Below are 14,212 nucleotides of genomic sequence, written 5' to 3'. Positions count from 1 at the left end.
AAGCTCGTTGAACAAAAGTTCTCGATACAAAATAGCTCGTGCCTCACTATTTCACTCGAACTGACAAACCAACCGCAAAATAATATGCCGTTAAATGTCGTAGCCTCGAGTGTTTTTTGTGCAGTAAAACGGAATAAAAATTGTATCGAGAAGCCATAAAATCAAACTTCTCAATAGAAAATATAACTAACGTTTTTATAAGTAATAAGCAAAGTCTTTAACGCGTGTTGTTAAAGACTTTTTGTTTTAATATTCGTGGCTGTTATTTTTTGCATAAATTAGAGAGTTGATTTTTAGACTTCAGATAAATTTTTAATCTTTTATGAAATATTACTCGCTTTTATTATGTGTTTTGATGTTTGGTTGCAATAAGTCACAAAAGGAAACCCCGCCAATCAAGCCAGACATCAAACAAGAAAAAACACCCGTTTTAAATCTGCAAGAAGCGAATAGGTTAGCGCAATTGCCTTTGCATTGTATGGATACCGAATATCCAAACAGGTTATCGCAAACCTTGGGAGGCGATGCCGATTTAAAATCACCAAAAGTGTTGCACCCCGCGTTTTATGGGTGTTTCGATTGGCATTCGTCCGTACACGGCCATTGGACCTTGGTGAGTCTGTTAAAGCAGTTTCCAGACATAGATAATGCTGAGGACATAAAACAAAAATTACTTCAAAATATGTCCGAAGCAAATATTAAAACCGAAGTCGCTTACTTTTTTGGGGAACATAATAAATCATACGAACGTACGTATGGTTGGGCGTGGTTGCTAAAACTAGCGGAGGAATTACATACTTGGGATAACGACACGGCGAGAGTTTTGGAACAAAACCTACAACCTTTAACAGATTTAATCGTTGGTAAATACATCGAGTTTCTGCCAAAATTAAATTATCCCATTCGGGTTGGCGAACATACCAATACGGCATTCGGATTGAGTTTTGCTTGGGATTATGCTAATACTTTAAATAATACGGTTCTGAAATCTGCTATCGAACAGCGCGCCAAAGATTTTTATTTGAATGACAAAGAATGTCCGATGACATGGGAGCCCAGCGGCACCGATTTTTTATCACCGTGTTTAGAAGAAGCCGCTTTAATGAAACGTGTGCTTGCTAAAGAAGATTTCAAAACGTGGTTGGAGGCATTCTTACCACAGTTAAAAGAGGAACATTTTACCTTAGAACCAGGCATAGTATCAGACAGGACCGATGGTCATTTGGTGCATTTAGATGGTGTGAATTTCTCTAGGGCTTGGAGTTTAAATACCATCGCAGAAGACTTGCAGGAGTACGCACATCTTAAAAATATAGCCAATCAGCATATCAATTATTCCTTACCTAGTATTGTAGATGGAAACTATGAAGGTGGGCATTGGTTAGGTAGTTTTGCGCTATATGCTTTGAATTCTATTTCAGAATAGTTATATTGGCAAGATGCCATATACAATTGACATAAATGCCGATGTTGGTGAAGGAGTTGGTAACGAGCCAGCATTAATGCCTTATTTATCGTCGTGTAACATTGCCTGTGGCGGTCATGCCGGCACGCCTGAAACCATGCGGACTGTGGTGACATTGGCAAAACAGTATGGCGTTAAAATCGGTGCACATCCGTCCTTTCCAGATACCAAGAACTTTGGAAGGGAAAAAATGGATCTTTCTTGTGCGGCATTGTTCGTGTCTATAAAAAACCAGATTGAAAGTTTAGAGCATATACTACGAGATGAACAAGCAAATCTAAATCATGTGAAGCCACATGGCGCACTTTATAACATGGCTGCTATTGATGAAAAAACAGCGATGGTGGTCATTGAAGTTATGAAACGGTTTGTGCTTCCCATTAAATTATACGTGCCTTATAAATCCGTGATAGCCGACTTAGCAATCCAAAATAACATCCCCATAGTGTATGAAGTTTTTGCGGATAGACATTATAACGCCGATTTAACATTGGTATCCCGTAAAGAAAAAAATGCTTTAATCCACGACCCCAAGATGTTGGTTGAACATGTCTACAACATGGTGGTAAACCAAAAAGTAAAAACCCTGAGAGGGGAAGAGGTGACCATTAAAGCGGAGACCTGCTGCGTGCATGGAGACCATCCAGATGCTATAAATTTGCTTAAAAATTTGAGACAATATTTGGAAGAAAAACGCATAGACATTTTATAAAATAAATGATATTTAACCTAACATATAAAGCCTTTGGAGAGCGTGCTATTTTAGTAGAATGGCCAGCAAAAATAGATGCGCTTATATTAAAGGATATCATAAGATTCAAAACCACTATTCAAGAGAATAATATTAAATCTATTGTTGAATTAAAATCCGCATATAACTCGTTATTAATAATTTACAATGCTGTTTGTAGGAATTTTGAAAATGAGATAATTCTGTTGAAAAACATGTATAATTCTTCAGATTCTGAACCTGTCATTCTGTCAAGATTATGGAAAATCCCAGTGTGCTATGATGCAAGTTTTGGGATTGATTTGGAAGCCATTTCAATGGAAAAAAAGCTTTCAAAAGCCGACATAATTAAACGGCATTCCCAAACGATTTATACCGTTTATTTTATTGGGTTTTTACCCGGATTTTTATACTTGGGAGGCTTGGATGAAACGCTTCATGTTCCTAGAAAATCGACACCGAGATTAAAAATTGAAAAAGGAGCGGTTGCCATTGGTGGCTATCAAACGGGAGTGTATCCCATAGAAAGTCCTGGTGGTTGGAACATCATTGGGAATTCGCCCGTCGCGTTTTTTAATCCTAAAACCAATCCACCGTGTTTTGTCAATGCGGGTGATAAAATTAGTTTCCATTCTATATCAATGAATGAGTATAACGACATTAAAATGTTATCGGTAGCAGGTGTTTACCAATTGGAAAGTGAGGTTATTCATGATTAAAATTTTAAAGCCTGGGTTTTATTCAACCATTCAAGATGCTGGGCGTTTCGGATTCCAAGCGTATGGCGTGCCATATTCTGGCGTGATGGACATTTATGCGGCTTCTATGGCTAATATGGTGCTAGGGAATGATGAAAATGCTGCTGTTATGGAAATGACGATGACAGGGCCAACCTTGCAATTTGATTGTGAGACCATCATTTGCTTGTCTGGTGCGGATATGTCGCCCATGCTCAACAATGTTCCTATTCAAAATAATAGAGCCATTCACGTTGCTAAAAATGCAGTCTTATCTTTTGGAAAACTGAAGAATGGTTTCAGAGGTTATCTCTCGGTTTCAGGTGGGTTTAAAACGGATAGTGTGATGGGAAGTAGGAGTATGTTTAAAGGCGTAACCGAACAGTATTTTATTGCCAAAGGTGATGAAATACCGATCGATAATTATATTGAAGCATTAGTTAAAAAAAATGCTTCTATTAAAATGAATTATAAGTATTTGCAATCAAAAAACATTGAGGTTTTTAAAGGTCCGGAGTTCGACAAACTTTCAAAAAACCAACAGCATATATTATTGACCCAAGAATTCAGTATTTCTAAAGATAACAACCGTATGGCGTACCAATTAGAGCAACCTTTGGAAAATACTTTGGACGCCATAATTACCTCTTTGGTGCTTCCGGGAACCGTGCAATTAACACCTTCTGGGAAGCTTATTGTTTTAATGCGCGATTGCCAAACCACAGGTGGTTATCCTAGGGTGCTGCAATTAAAAGAAAGTGCCATGAATATCATGGCACAAAAATTTATGGGAAATAAAGTAAGTTTTAAACTCGTTTAATATATGCTTGTTGTCATGGTCATATTTAGAATGTCAACACCAGAAGATGTTCCAATTCTATCCGCGCCGGCTTCAATATACTTTACAGCAGTATCGTAATCTTTAATACCACCAGAAGCTTTAATTTTAGCATTATCACGTACGGTTTTCTTGATGATTTTAACAGCGGTTAATGTGGCACCACTTTTAGAATATCCTGTGGATGTTTTTATGAATTCGGCTTTAGCATCCATGCATATTTCGCAAGCCTTAATGACCTCATTTTTATTTAATTCAGAAATCTCTATAATCACTTTCAAAGGTGTTCTTCCAATGGCTAATTTTACATCTCTGATATCTTTGAATACCAGTACATAATTTTTGCTTTTAAGGAAGCCTAAATTAATCACCATATCAATTTCATCGGCGCCATCTTCTACGGCTTTTTTTGCTTCAAATACTTTAGCGTCAGTAGACATACCTCCTAAGGGAAATCCAATAACAGAACAAACTTTAACATTTGTATCATGCAATAATTGTTTGGCTAATGCGACATAGCAACTGTTTACGCAAACAGCATAAAAATTATTTTCGATGGCTTCTTGGCAAAGATTAATAATCTCTCGTTCTGTAGCTGTGGATTTCAAAAGCGTATGCTCTATATACTTAGATATACTCATTGTTATAAGTAGGGTTTTGCGGCTTATTATGGTCTTTCGAATAAGAACATAATGAGCTAGTTAAAAATTAAATATTACTTAGGTTGGGGCTAGTAGTCAGGCAAATTTACGAAAAAAAGCAAAAAATGGATTATGATTTTTTGCATTTCATCGAATTTAACTAAAAAAAATGAATATTTGATAATAAGGCATTCATTTTAAATAAATTGGGTAGCGAATTAAATTTAGTTGTTTTTTAACAAATGGATTGCTTTTCCGAAAACAATTATAACAGGCTATTTTAGTAAAATTCATTTAAAATAGTATGATATTTCCCGGTTTTGGTAGGTTTCAACTGCGCTCAACCAGACAATTGGTTTATTTAATAAAAAAAGCAACGATTGTTTTCAACAAAATGCTTTGTATCCAACGCTCGTTGCTTCACTAACCAACCAATGATAAGACTTAAATTTATTTTTTTTGTTACATGATAAAGAATTTTTATAAAACAAAATTCTCTATTTAGATTCCCGTTTTCACGGGAATGACAATTTCAACGGAAACCCCGACGTAAAGCGTCGAGGAATTCTTTTCGATTAAATATTTTTTGTTATCAAGTCGCTTTGGTTTCTAAACACTAGTTCATCATCAAAAGCGTCCAACAGAATGATGCTATCGGTTGTCACTTTTCCCGATAAAATCTCTTTGCTCAATGCATTTAGAACTTCTTTTTGAATGACACGTTTTACAGGGCGCGCTCCATATTCCGGATGATAGCCTTTATTGGCTAAATAGGCCACAGCTTCTGGAGTGGCATCAAAGGTAATGCCTTGTTTTGCAATCATTTTAGTGATGCCTTTGAGTTGTAAGCCAACAATCTCCATAATGTTTTCCTTAGTTAAAGGCGTGAACATAATAATATCGTCAATTCTGTTTAAAAACTCGGGGCGTACACTTTGCTTTAATAAAGCAAGCACATCCAATTTCGCGACCTCAATAGCGGCATCAATATCCTTAGTGGCTTCAAAACGCTCTTGTATTATTTGGCTGCCAATGTTTGAAGTCATGATAATAATCGTGTTTTTGAAATCCGCCACACGTCCCTTATTGTCCGTTAGATGCCCTTCGTCCAGTACTTGCAACAGAATATTAAAAGTATCTGGATGTGCTTTTTCAATTTCATCCAATAAAACAACTGAATACGGTTTTCTTCTCACGGCTTCGGTTAATTGACCACCCTCATCATAACCAACATAGCCTGGAGGCGCACCAACCAATCTGCTTACGGCATGACGTTCTTGGTATTCGCTCATATCTATTCTGGTCATGGCATTTTCATCATCAAACAGGTATTCTGCCAATGCTTTGGCTAATTCCGTTTTACCAACACCAGTAGTTCCTAAAAACAAGAAGGTACCGATTGGTTTTTGTGGATTTTGCAATCCAGAGCGACTTCGTCTCACAGCATCACTCACGGCAACAATGGCTTCTTCTTGCCCCACAACACGTTTGTGCAATTGATCTTCCAGTTTTAATAGCTTTTCACGCTCACTCTGAATCATTTTAGAAACAGGAATGCCTGTCCATTTAGCAACCACTTCTGCAATGTCTTCATAAGTCACCTCTTCTTTTATAAGCGAGCTTTCTGATTGATTTTCCTGTAATTCCTTTTGAAGTGTCTCTAATTGTTCTTGAGCTTCTTTTATTTTTCCATAACGCAATTCCGCTACTTTACCATAATCGCCATCACGCTCGGCACGCTCAGCTTCCAGTTTAAAGTTTTCGATATTTAATTTAATGGTTTGAATGTTGTCAACGACTTCTTTTTCACTTTTCCATTTTGCATTCAATTCGTTGCGCTGTTCCTTTAAATTGGCTAAATCGGAGCGTAATGACTTTAATTTACTTTCATCCTTTTGCCTCACGTCACTTTCTTTATTATAGGTGTTCGGCGAATATTCTATTTCGCGTTTAATCGCTTCAATTTCGATTTCCAACTGCATGATCTTTCTATCCAACACATCCAATTCTTCTGGTTTGGAATTGATTTCCATACGTAATTTAGAAGCTGCTTCATCCATTAAGTCAATCGCCTTATCAGGCAAGAAACGGTTTGTGATATAGCGTTGGGATAATTCCACAGCAGCGATGATCGCTTCGTCTTTAATGCGCACTTTATGGTGGGTTTCGTATTTTTCCTTAATACCACGAAGTATGGAAATGGCACTTTCTGTATCAGGCTCATCCACCATTACTTTTTGAAAACGACGCTCTAGGGCTTTGTCTTTTTCAAAGTATTTTTGGTACTCATCTAGGGTTGTAGCTCCAATAGCACGTAACTCACCACGAGCCAAAGCAGGTTTTAAAATATTGGCTGCGTCCATGGCACCTTGTCCGCCACCAGCCCCGACCAGCGTATGGATTTCATCTATAAATAGGACGATATCGCCTTCGCTTTCGGTCACTTCCTTAATCACGGCTTTTAGTCGTTCCTCAAACTCACCTTTATATTTGGCACCCGCAATAAGCGCACCCATATCCAAGGCGAAGATTTGTTTTTCTTTTAAGTTATCGGGCACGTCGCCATCAATAATCCTATGTGCCAAGCCTTCAGCAATGGCGGTTTTACCGGTACCGGGTTCACCAACCAAAATCGGGTTGTTTTTGGTTCTACGTGATAGGATTTGAAGAATTCTTCGTATTTCCTCATCACGCCCAATTACGGGGTCCAGCTTGCCATCTTTGGCTAACTGATTTAAGTTTTTAGCATATTTGTTTAATGAATTATAGGTTTCTTCCTGACTTTGAGACGTCACTCTATCGCCTTTGCGTAATTCATTAATACCAGCGTTTAGTGCTTTTTCCGTAACACCTTGGTCTTTTAGCATCTGTGCTATTTTGCTGCTTGATTTAAAAATGGCAATGATTAGATGCTCCACAGAGACATAATCATCATTCATTTTTTTGGCAATAATAGCTGCTTCATTAAGCGTTTTTCCAGCTTCACGGGATACCATGAGTTCACCACCAGATACTTTAGGGAAACTTTCCAATTGCTTATCCAGAGCCTGTTCTAAAACAACGATGTTCACATTCAATTTTTTCAAAAGGAACGGCAACACGTTTTCATCAACTTCAAAAATACCTTTAAAAAGGTGTTCATTTTCAATTTGTTGATGACCATAACTTTGCGCAATCTGTTGCGCTTGCTGTATGGCTTCTTGCGATTTTATGGTATAATTATTTAAGTTCATAATGCTTATATGTTTTTTTTATTCCCTCTATCCCGATAGCTGTCGGGAGGAATCTCATTAATTTTATCTTTTATAAACCTTAAATCTTTTTAATTGATTTAATTTTACATCTTGATTTAGTCAATAATCTTACCAGTTCATTTTACAAGACAAAATGACGTTAAAAACTTTTAAAACACTGACTTTTAGTCAGTTTGTAAGATTTCTAAAATTATGAGACTTATCATGTTTAAGATACAAATTATGGGATTATTTAGCAAATTATTTAGCAGTTCAGTTGAACAAAAAGAAGAAAAATCATTGCCTTGGTTAGATTTGAACACGATCAATCAGTTACAAACCATTAAAGATAAATCGACTGCCAAAACACAAGTTATTTTTAAGCACTCCACACGCTGTGGGATTAGCAGAATGGTGATAAAGCAATTTACTGAAGATTTCGTATTTTCTGAAAATCAACTCGATTTATATTATCTGGATTTAATCGCTTACCGAGAGGTTTCAAATGCGGTTGCGAATACCTTTAATGTTGTGCACGAATCGCCACAACTGTTAGTTATTAAAAATAGCATTGTAGTTAAGCATGAAAGTCATGGAGGAATTAACGATTTGGATTTAAACCGTTTTATATAGAATTCTATGGACTATCTATTTGTTTATGGTACTTTGATGAAAACCCTAAGCAATGGTATGTCTCGCTTTTTACATTCCAATTCCGAGTTTATTGGGAATGCCTATATCTACGGGAAGCTTTACGATTTGAAAGGTTATCCGGGAGCTGTTGTTAGTAACAATCCTTCCGAACATGTGTACGGCCATGTTTTCAAGATTAAAGATACCAAAGCTGTTTTTAAAGTGTTGGATGATTATGAAGGTATTGGTGATGGTAAACCCAGCGATTATGAGTATCTACGCACGAAAGTCACTGTGTATTTTGAAAATGGTACTGAAGTGATTGCTTGGTTTTATGCTTATAACTTTCCAACCGATGCATTGCGATTGATTGCTTCTGGGCGTTATTTGTAACCCTCATTGCGAGGCCTCACATCAATGCGAGGTACGAAGCAATCTCATAATGCAGAACTACAATTAAACAGATTGCTTCGTCGTATATCCTCGCTATGACTTAACAAATAGCAATAAAAAGAGCATCACCAATTAAAATCATCAAATCACCAACAAACAAACCTATAAGTTTCGTTAAATTCTCCACAAAAGCTCCTCTTATATAATTGAAAAAAATTATATTTAAAGTCGCAAAACATACAACATAAACTAAATAAACAACATCATGATTAACAAACATTTAATTACAAGCTTTATCCTAACTGTGGCACTAGGTACGAGTGTTTACAGTCAAAACACATCCCAAAAAACACTAAAAGAAGCTTACGCCGGTAAATTCCTAATAGGAACTGCAACCGATATGAGAGGGCTTTCTGAGGCGGAGTTCGCAAACGTAAAAGCACAATACGACATCAATACACCGGAGAATTGCATGAAACCGCAACCCATCCATCCTTCGGAGGACAAGTACAATTTTGAAACGCCCGATGCTATGATTGCATGGAGTAAAGAGAACGGGCTTCAGACTTGGGGACATACTTTGGTCTGGCATTCGCAAACAGCACCTTGGTTTTTTCAGGCCGTAAACCCTAAGGTCGAAGAAGGTGCTGAACCAGTAAGAGGCCCTAGGGGTCCTAGAGACCCAAATGCACCTCGTCCTTCCATGTCCGAAATGTGGCGTAATAGCATACAAGGTGAGATGGCGAGCAAAGAGGTGGCTCTTGCACGTCTTAAAGACCATATTATGACCGTAGCCGGACGTTACAAAGGAGACGTTATTGGGTGGGATGTTGTTAATGAATCGATTGAAGATGGTGGCGACGGAACTACTGAAAGTCTTAGGGATTTTAGTTGGTATAAAGTGGTTGGACCAGAGGTGTTGACATGGGCTTTCAAATGGGCACGTGAAGCCGACCCGAACGCTCAGCTTTACTACAATGATTACAATATTGAGCAAGGCGCTGTTGAAAATAAAGGCAAACATGCCAGTTCTATGTTGTTGCTGAAACGTCTTATTGCAGAAGGAGCTCCCATTACAGGTGTGGGTATTCAAGGGCACTGGCATTTAGATACTAATCTTGCTGATGTTGAAAAGGCCATAGAAAACTATAAATCTCTTGGCTTAAGGGTTGCTATCACAGAATTAGATGTTACGGCGACTGGTAATAATAGCGGTGCTTTTGGTGTGAACCAAGGCGACAGAACCATACCAGCAGAGAATTATGAAAAACAAGCAGAGGTTTACAAACAACTGTTTGAGATTTTCATGCGTCATTCCGATGTGATTGATCGTGTCACTTTTTGGGGCATTAGCGATACCAGATCGTGGCGTAGAGGGCAAGATGCCTTGGTGTTTGATGGACAATTACAACCTAAACCAGCATTCAAGGCTATTATTGAAGCTAGTTCCAAATAAATAAACCATCCATATAAAAAGTATAGACACAAAAAACTCCCGAACGCCATTTCGGGAGTTTTTTGTTTTAAAAGCCCTAACTTTGCATGATTGCTAATAGAAAACCAAACACATGATAAATAGTATTGAAAATATTGAACTGGAATTTTTAACGCTTAATGATTATCAAGAGCTTAAAAGTGCCATGTTGGAAGCGTATTCGTTAAACTTGCCGGATTCTTATTGGGACGAAGCGCATATAAAACTATTAATCGATAAATTTCCACAAGGCCAAATAGTTCTTAAAGTAAATAATGAATTGGCAGGATGTGCCTTGTCCATTCTTGTTGATTACGACGATTTTGACGAACACCACACCTACAAGGAAATTACAGGTGATTATACTTTCGATACGCACCGGCCACAAGGCGACGTGCTATATGGTATTGATATATTTATTAAAACAGAATATAGAGGCTTGCGTTTGGGTCGTAGATTATACGATTACAGAAAGGATTTATGTGAAAAGCTAAATTTAAGAGGGATTGCTTTTGGTGGTAGGATGCCTAATTTTAATTTGTATGCTGATAAAATATCGCCAAAGGAATATATTGAAAAAGTAAAGAGAAAGGAAATTCATGATCCAGTTTTAAACTTTCAAATCTCTAATGATTTTCACCCAACCAAAATTTTAAAAGGTTATTTGGCTGGTGATGAGGCTTCCAATGAATTTGCCGTGTTAATGGAGTGGGACAATATTTACTATGAAAAGCAGTCCAAAAAAGCAGTCAATAATAAAAAGGTGATTCGACTGGGGTTGATTCAATGGCAAATGCGTTTGTATAAAGATATGGCGGAATTGATGGAGCAAGCGGAATATTTTATTGATGCGGTTTCTGCCTATCGTTCGGATTTTGCTTTGTTTCCCGAGTTTTTTAATGCGCCACTCATGGCAGATAATAATCATTTGCCAGAAGCGGAGGCCATTAGGGAATTAGCAAAACATACGCCGGAGATTGTTCTGCAATTCTCGAAATTGGCTATAGCCTATAATATCAATGTTATTACAGGTAGTATGCCTGAAATGCGTGACGGTTTGCTGTATAATGTGGGGTACTTGTGTAAACGGGACGGAACAACGGAGCGTTACGAAAAGCTGCACGTCACACCCGATGAAGCTAGGGTATGGGGGATGCAGGGGGGCAAGGAATTGCGTACATATGACACCGACTGTGGAAAAATTGGTATATTAATTTGTTATGATTCCGAATTTCCAGAGCTAAGCAGACTGTTGGCAGACGAAGGCATGGATATTTTGTTTATCCCATTTTTAACGGATACCCAAAATGGCTATTCTAGAGTACGCCATTGTGCACAAGCTAGAGCTATTGAAAATGAATGTTATGTGGCGATTGCAGGTAGCGTTGGGAATTTACCAAAGGTGAACAATATGGATATACAGTTTGCACAGTCGATGGTATTTACACCTTGCGATTTTTCGTTTCCTGCAAATGGGATTAAAGCTGAAGCGACCACCAATACCGAAATGATTTTAATTGCCGATGTGGATATTGATTTGTTGCGAGAACTGAACCAATTTGGTAGTGTACGTAATTTAAAGGATAGAAGGAAAGACATTTTTGAGTTGCGAAAACGCTAGTTTTTTTTACAGAATGCCAATCATAGAAAGTGATATTGAAAAAGACTATTTAAAACGCATAAATACCGCTTTGGTATTTATTGATGATAATCTTGATTCAGAGTTATCATTGGAAACTGTATCTCAAGTGGCGTGTTATTCATCATTTCACTTCCACAGAATTTTTAAAGCCATCATTGGTGAGACCCTAAATACCTACATCAATAGAAGACGTATTGAAAAGGCAGCTTCTATATTAATGCATAAAAAAGAAATCAATATTTCAAGTCTTTATCTTCAATATGGTTTTAATAGTAATTCTTCATTTACACGAGCGTTTAAGAAGTTTTATGGCGTGAGTCCTTCGGAATTCAAGAAACAAAGCCCTAGTAAGTTTAGCAAGATAAGTCAAGTAGAAAGCAAGAATGGTCAAAAGAATTTAATATTTGAAAAATACATTTGCGACATTAATAATCATTTAAAATGGATTACAATGAATGCAAAAATTGAAATTAAAGACATGCCGCAAATGAATTTTGCCAGTATTACACATATGGGCATTGAGGGTTTAGAAAATGCTTTTGATAAACTTATTAAATGGGGAAATTCAAAAGGATTATTGGATAAGCCAGAAACTAAAGTAGGAAGGGTTTTTTATGATAGTTTTAAAATTACGTCGCCAGATAGAGTTAGAATGAGCGTTAGTTTATTTACTAATGAAGATTTTGTTGCTGAGGGAGAAATAAATAAAATGAGCATAAATAAAAGTAAATGTATTGTTGGCCATTTTGAAGTGACACCCGATAATTTTGAAACGTCTTGGCGCAGTTTATTTATTTGGATGGCTGATAATGGTTATAAAAAGGCAAATGAAAATCCATTTGAAATATATCATAACGATTTTAGGAAACATCCAGAAGGAAAAGCCATTGTAGATTTATATATTCCAATAGAATAATTGATAAACAAAACAAAAAAGCTCCCAATTTTGGGAGCTTTTTTGTTTATCGTCGAATCGTATAACTGTTTATAATGCGTTTTAATTGGGCTTTTAAATCTTCACCAGTATCATAAATCATCTGTTCTTCCGTAGGGAAGGGAACACCTCTGCGGTCTAAAAATGGTAATAAATCAGTGTCCAAAGCGCGTTTATCACCTCTATAAGTGGCGTAAATATGTTCGAACACAAATTCGCTGGTTACAGGAAAGGCATCTTCCAATTGCTTGGTATTTAGATTAACATATTCCACATTACCGGTTACTTGCACCGATTTGAATTGTCTGAACTCATAATATTCGCAGCGAATGGTTTTTAAATTATCGACTTGAATATTTTTGCCAAGACTGTCCTTAACCACATTGCCTTTATTGTCCAATAAATTCTTTTTGCCATCCACAATTTGTTTTTCCTTAATGATTTGGCGTTCTTTTACCTGTTCTGGCGAGATGTTGATTTGCCTTAAATTCACCAACATGTTATAATCGTATTTCACATCATTTGTTGGCGTATTGTGGTAAACCGTCCAAAGATTATTAAGTCCGTAGGTGCTAAAATTCAATAAATCAGTTTCTAATCGGTTGGGAATCACTTTTTGGGTGTCATTTCTCATATCAACAATTACGAAATCGGTTCCCTTTTGATGTGCCACATCCATCAACTGGCGCACATCCTTAAAATTTGGATTGATATTTTCTATCTCTTGAAAATCATTATAGGCATATCTAAAATCCATTTTGTTATTGGATTTTAAAAGGGCTGATGCGTTATTATAAAGATGTTGTGAGGCTTTGTCTTTATTGGCGATAATCTGACTTGAATAATCCTTCATATTCAATCTTACTTCTCTATTGTTTATATACAATGGTAGCAAGGGTTTAATACGTTCTTGACGGTTATCTAGTCCTACATACAAGTCATAAATTTTCAGGTAATTTTCTGGATTGCTATCTTTATTTAAATAGTCAATATTATTCAAGTCACGCTCAGTAGCTTTATTGAAAGCATCTTCCAGCATCACAATAAATTCAGTTTTTCCTTTTTTATCTTTATTGGTTCGTAATTTACCAATGGCATCACTAATAGCCTGGTCGTAATTACCAGAACTCACGGCTCTTTCAATTTGTTTGCTGGAACTACAGGAAATGATAAGGATGATGATGATTGCAGAAAGTAATGATTTTTTCATACACTTAATAAATTTGGTTGTTTGATTTGGTTGCCAAATATAGTGCCAAAAATATTAAAAACGCAGATAAAATACAAATAAATCCGTTTAAATGCTTACTTAACGTCATTGCGAGGAGGCACGACGAAGCAATCTGTTTATTTTTAGTTTTTACATCATGAGATTGCTTCGTCCCTCGCAATGACGGGATAATGAGATTGCTTCGTTCTATGTCCTCGTAATGACATGGTTTAATGACGGGATTGCTTTTTATTATGCATCATGAGATTGCTTAGTGCCTCG

At 36.8% G+C, this 14,212-nt stretch carries 12 protein-coding genes; 9 read left to right on the top strand and 3 right to left on the bottom strand.

The window, feature by feature from the left end:
- The first annotated feature begins 322 nt into the window (after nucleotides 1-322).
- The 4 genes from CDH49_RS06780 to CDH49_RS06765 are packed head-to-tail and all read left to right on the top strand — an operon-like array spanning nucleotide 323 to nucleotide 3,752.
- Nucleotides 323-1,426: a DUF2891 domain-containing protein gene (locus CDH49_RS06780; RefSeq protein WP_100614741.1), complete on the top strand. Its 1,104-nt coding sequence runs from the start codon at nucleotides 323-325 to the stop codon at nucleotides 1,424-1,426.
- A gap of 13 nt (nucleotides 1,427-1,439) precedes the next feature.
- A complete protein-coding gene (pxpA, locus tag CDH49_RS06775) occupies nucleotides 1,440-2,177 on the top strand; it encodes a 5-oxoprolinase subunit PxpA (RefSeq protein WP_100614740.1) in 738 nt (245 codons plus the stop codon).
- A 5-nt stretch (nucleotides 2,178-2,182) separates the two neighbouring features.
- Nucleotides 2,183-2,914: a 5-oxoprolinase subunit PxpB gene (pxpB, locus tag CDH49_RS06770; RefSeq protein ID WP_100614739.1), complete on the top strand. Its 732-nt coding sequence runs from the start codon at nucleotides 2,183-2,185 to the stop codon at nucleotides 2,912-2,914.
- A complete protein-coding gene (locus tag CDH49_RS06765; protein ID WP_100614738.1) occupies nucleotides 2,907-3,752 on the top strand; it encodes a 5-oxoprolinase subunit C family protein in 846 nt (281 codons plus the stop codon). The genes pxpB and CDH49_RS06765 overlap by 8 nt, the downstream gene beginning before the upstream one ends.
- Here the strand turns inward: CDH49_RS06765 and deoC are convergent.
- Together deoC and clpB are read right to left on the bottom strand one after the other, a co-directional pair.
- Nucleotides 3,749-4,411: a deoxyribose-phosphate aldolase gene (deoC, locus tag CDH49_RS06760; RefSeq protein ID WP_100614737.1), complete on the bottom strand. Its 663-nt coding sequence runs from the start codon at nucleotides 4,409-4,411 to the stop codon at nucleotides 3,749-3,751. The two genes, CDH49_RS06765 and deoC, sit on opposite strands and share 4 nt — an antisense overlap.
- 575 nt (nucleotides 4,412-4,986) lie before the next feature.
- Nucleotides 4,987-7,644 (bottom strand): ATP-dependent chaperone ClpB, encoded by a 2,658-nt coding sequence (clpB, locus tag CDH49_RS06755; protein WP_100614736.1) that lies wholly within the window; start codon nucleotides 7,642-7,644, stop codon nucleotides 4,987-4,989.
- Between the two features lie 225 nt (nucleotides 7,645-7,869).
- Here clpB and ytxJ point away from each other — a divergent pair, with 225 nt between their 5' ends.
- The 5 genes from ytxJ (at nucleotide 7,870) to CDH49_RS06725 (ending at nucleotide 12,702) form a co-directional block, all read left to right on the top strand.
- A complete protein-coding gene (gene ytxJ / locus CDH49_RS06750) occupies nucleotides 7,870-8,277 on the top strand; it encodes a bacillithiol system redox-active protein YtxJ (RefSeq protein ID WP_317044383.1) in 408 nt (135 codons plus the stop codon).
- A gap of 6 nt (nucleotides 8,278-8,283) precedes the next feature.
- On the top strand, nucleotides 8,284-8,670 hold the full coding sequence (locus CDH49_RS06745) for a gamma-glutamylcyclotransferase family protein (RefSeq protein WP_100614735.1): 387 nt from the start codon (nucleotides 8,284-8,286) through the stop codon (nucleotides 8,668-8,670).
- Nucleotides 8,671-8,935: 265 nt separating this feature from the next.
- Entirely contained in the window at nucleotides 8,936-10,126 is a 1,191-nt protein-coding gene (locus tag CDH49_RS06735; protein WP_100614731.1) for an endo-1,4-beta-xylanase, read from the top strand.
- 112 nt (nucleotides 10,127-10,238) lie between these two features.
- A complete protein-coding gene (locus tag CDH49_RS06730; protein WP_100614729.1) occupies nucleotides 10,239-11,765 on the top strand; it encodes a carbon-nitrogen hydrolase family protein in 1,527 nt (508 codons plus the stop codon).
- A gap of 13 nt (nucleotides 11,766-11,778) precedes the next feature.
- On the top strand, nucleotides 11,779-12,702 hold the full coding sequence (locus tag CDH49_RS06725) for an AraC family transcriptional regulator (protein ID WP_100614728.1): 924 nt from the start codon (nucleotides 11,779-11,781) through the stop codon (nucleotides 12,700-12,702).
- Nucleotides 12,703-12,748: 46 nt separating this feature from the next.
- Here CDH49_RS06725 and CDH49_RS06720 read toward each other — a convergent pair whose 3' ends face one another.
- The gene (locus CDH49_RS06720) at nucleotides 12,749-13,930 is read right to left on the bottom strand and encodes a hypothetical protein (RefSeq protein WP_100614727.1); all 1,182 of its coding nucleotides are present in this window, start codon (nucleotides 13,928-13,930) and stop codon (nucleotides 12,749-12,751) included.
- Between the last annotated feature and the right edge of the window lie 282 nt (nucleotides 13,931-14,212).

It is taken from the genome of Confluentibacter citreus (assembly GCF_002807055.1).
Taxonomy (GTDB): Bacteria; Bacteroidota; Bacteroidia; order Flavobacteriales; family Flavobacteriaceae; genus Confluentibacter; species Confluentibacter citreus.
This window is presented reverse-complemented; position numbering and strand designations above follow the sequence as displayed.

Bases quoted from the DNA above. Each gene is read 5' to 3' on its own strand.
- pxpA (WP_100614740.1), top strand. From the start codon at position 1,440: ATGCCATATACAATTGACATAAATGCCGATGTTGGTGAAGGAGTTGGT.
- CDH49_RS06765 (WP_100614738.1), top strand. From the start codon at position 2,907: ATGATTAAAATTTTAAAGCCTGGGTTTTATTCAACCATTCAAGATGCT.
- pxpB (WP_100614739.1), top strand. From the start codon at position 2,183: ATGATATTTAACCTAACATATAAAGCCTTTGGAGAGCGTGCTATTTTA.
- clpB (WP_100614736.1), bottom strand. From the start codon at position 7,644: ATGAACTTAAATAATTATACCATAAAATCGCAAGAAGCCATACAGCAA.
- CDH49_RS06780 (WP_100614741.1), top strand. From the start codon at position 323: ATGAAATATTACTCGCTTTTATTATGTGTTTTGATGTTTGGTTGCAAT.
- CDH49_RS06725 (WP_100614728.1), top strand. From the start codon at position 11,779: ATGCCAATCATAGAAAGTGATATTGAAAAAGACTATTTAAAACGCATA.
- CDH49_RS06720 (WP_100614727.1), bottom strand. From the start codon at position 13,930: ATGAAAAAATCATTACTTTCTGCAATCATCATCATCCTTATCATTTCC.
- deoC (WP_100614737.1), bottom strand. From the start codon at position 4,411: ATGAGTATATCTAAGTATATAGAGCATACGCTTTTGAAATCCACAGCT.
- CDH49_RS06730 (WP_100614729.1), top strand. From the start codon at position 10,239: ATGATAAATAGTATTGAAAATATTGAACTGGAATTTTTAACGCTTAAT.
- ytxJ (WP_317044383.1), top strand. From the start codon at position 7,870: ATGTTTAAGATACAAATTATGGGATTATTTAGCAAATTATTTAGCAGT.
- CDH49_RS06735 (WP_100614731.1), top strand. From the start codon at position 8,936: ATGATTAACAAACATTTAATTACAAGCTTTATCCTAACTGTGGCACTA.
- CDH49_RS06745 (WP_100614735.1), top strand. From the start codon at position 8,284: ATGGACTATCTATTTGTTTATGGTACTTTGATGAAAACCCTAAGCAAT.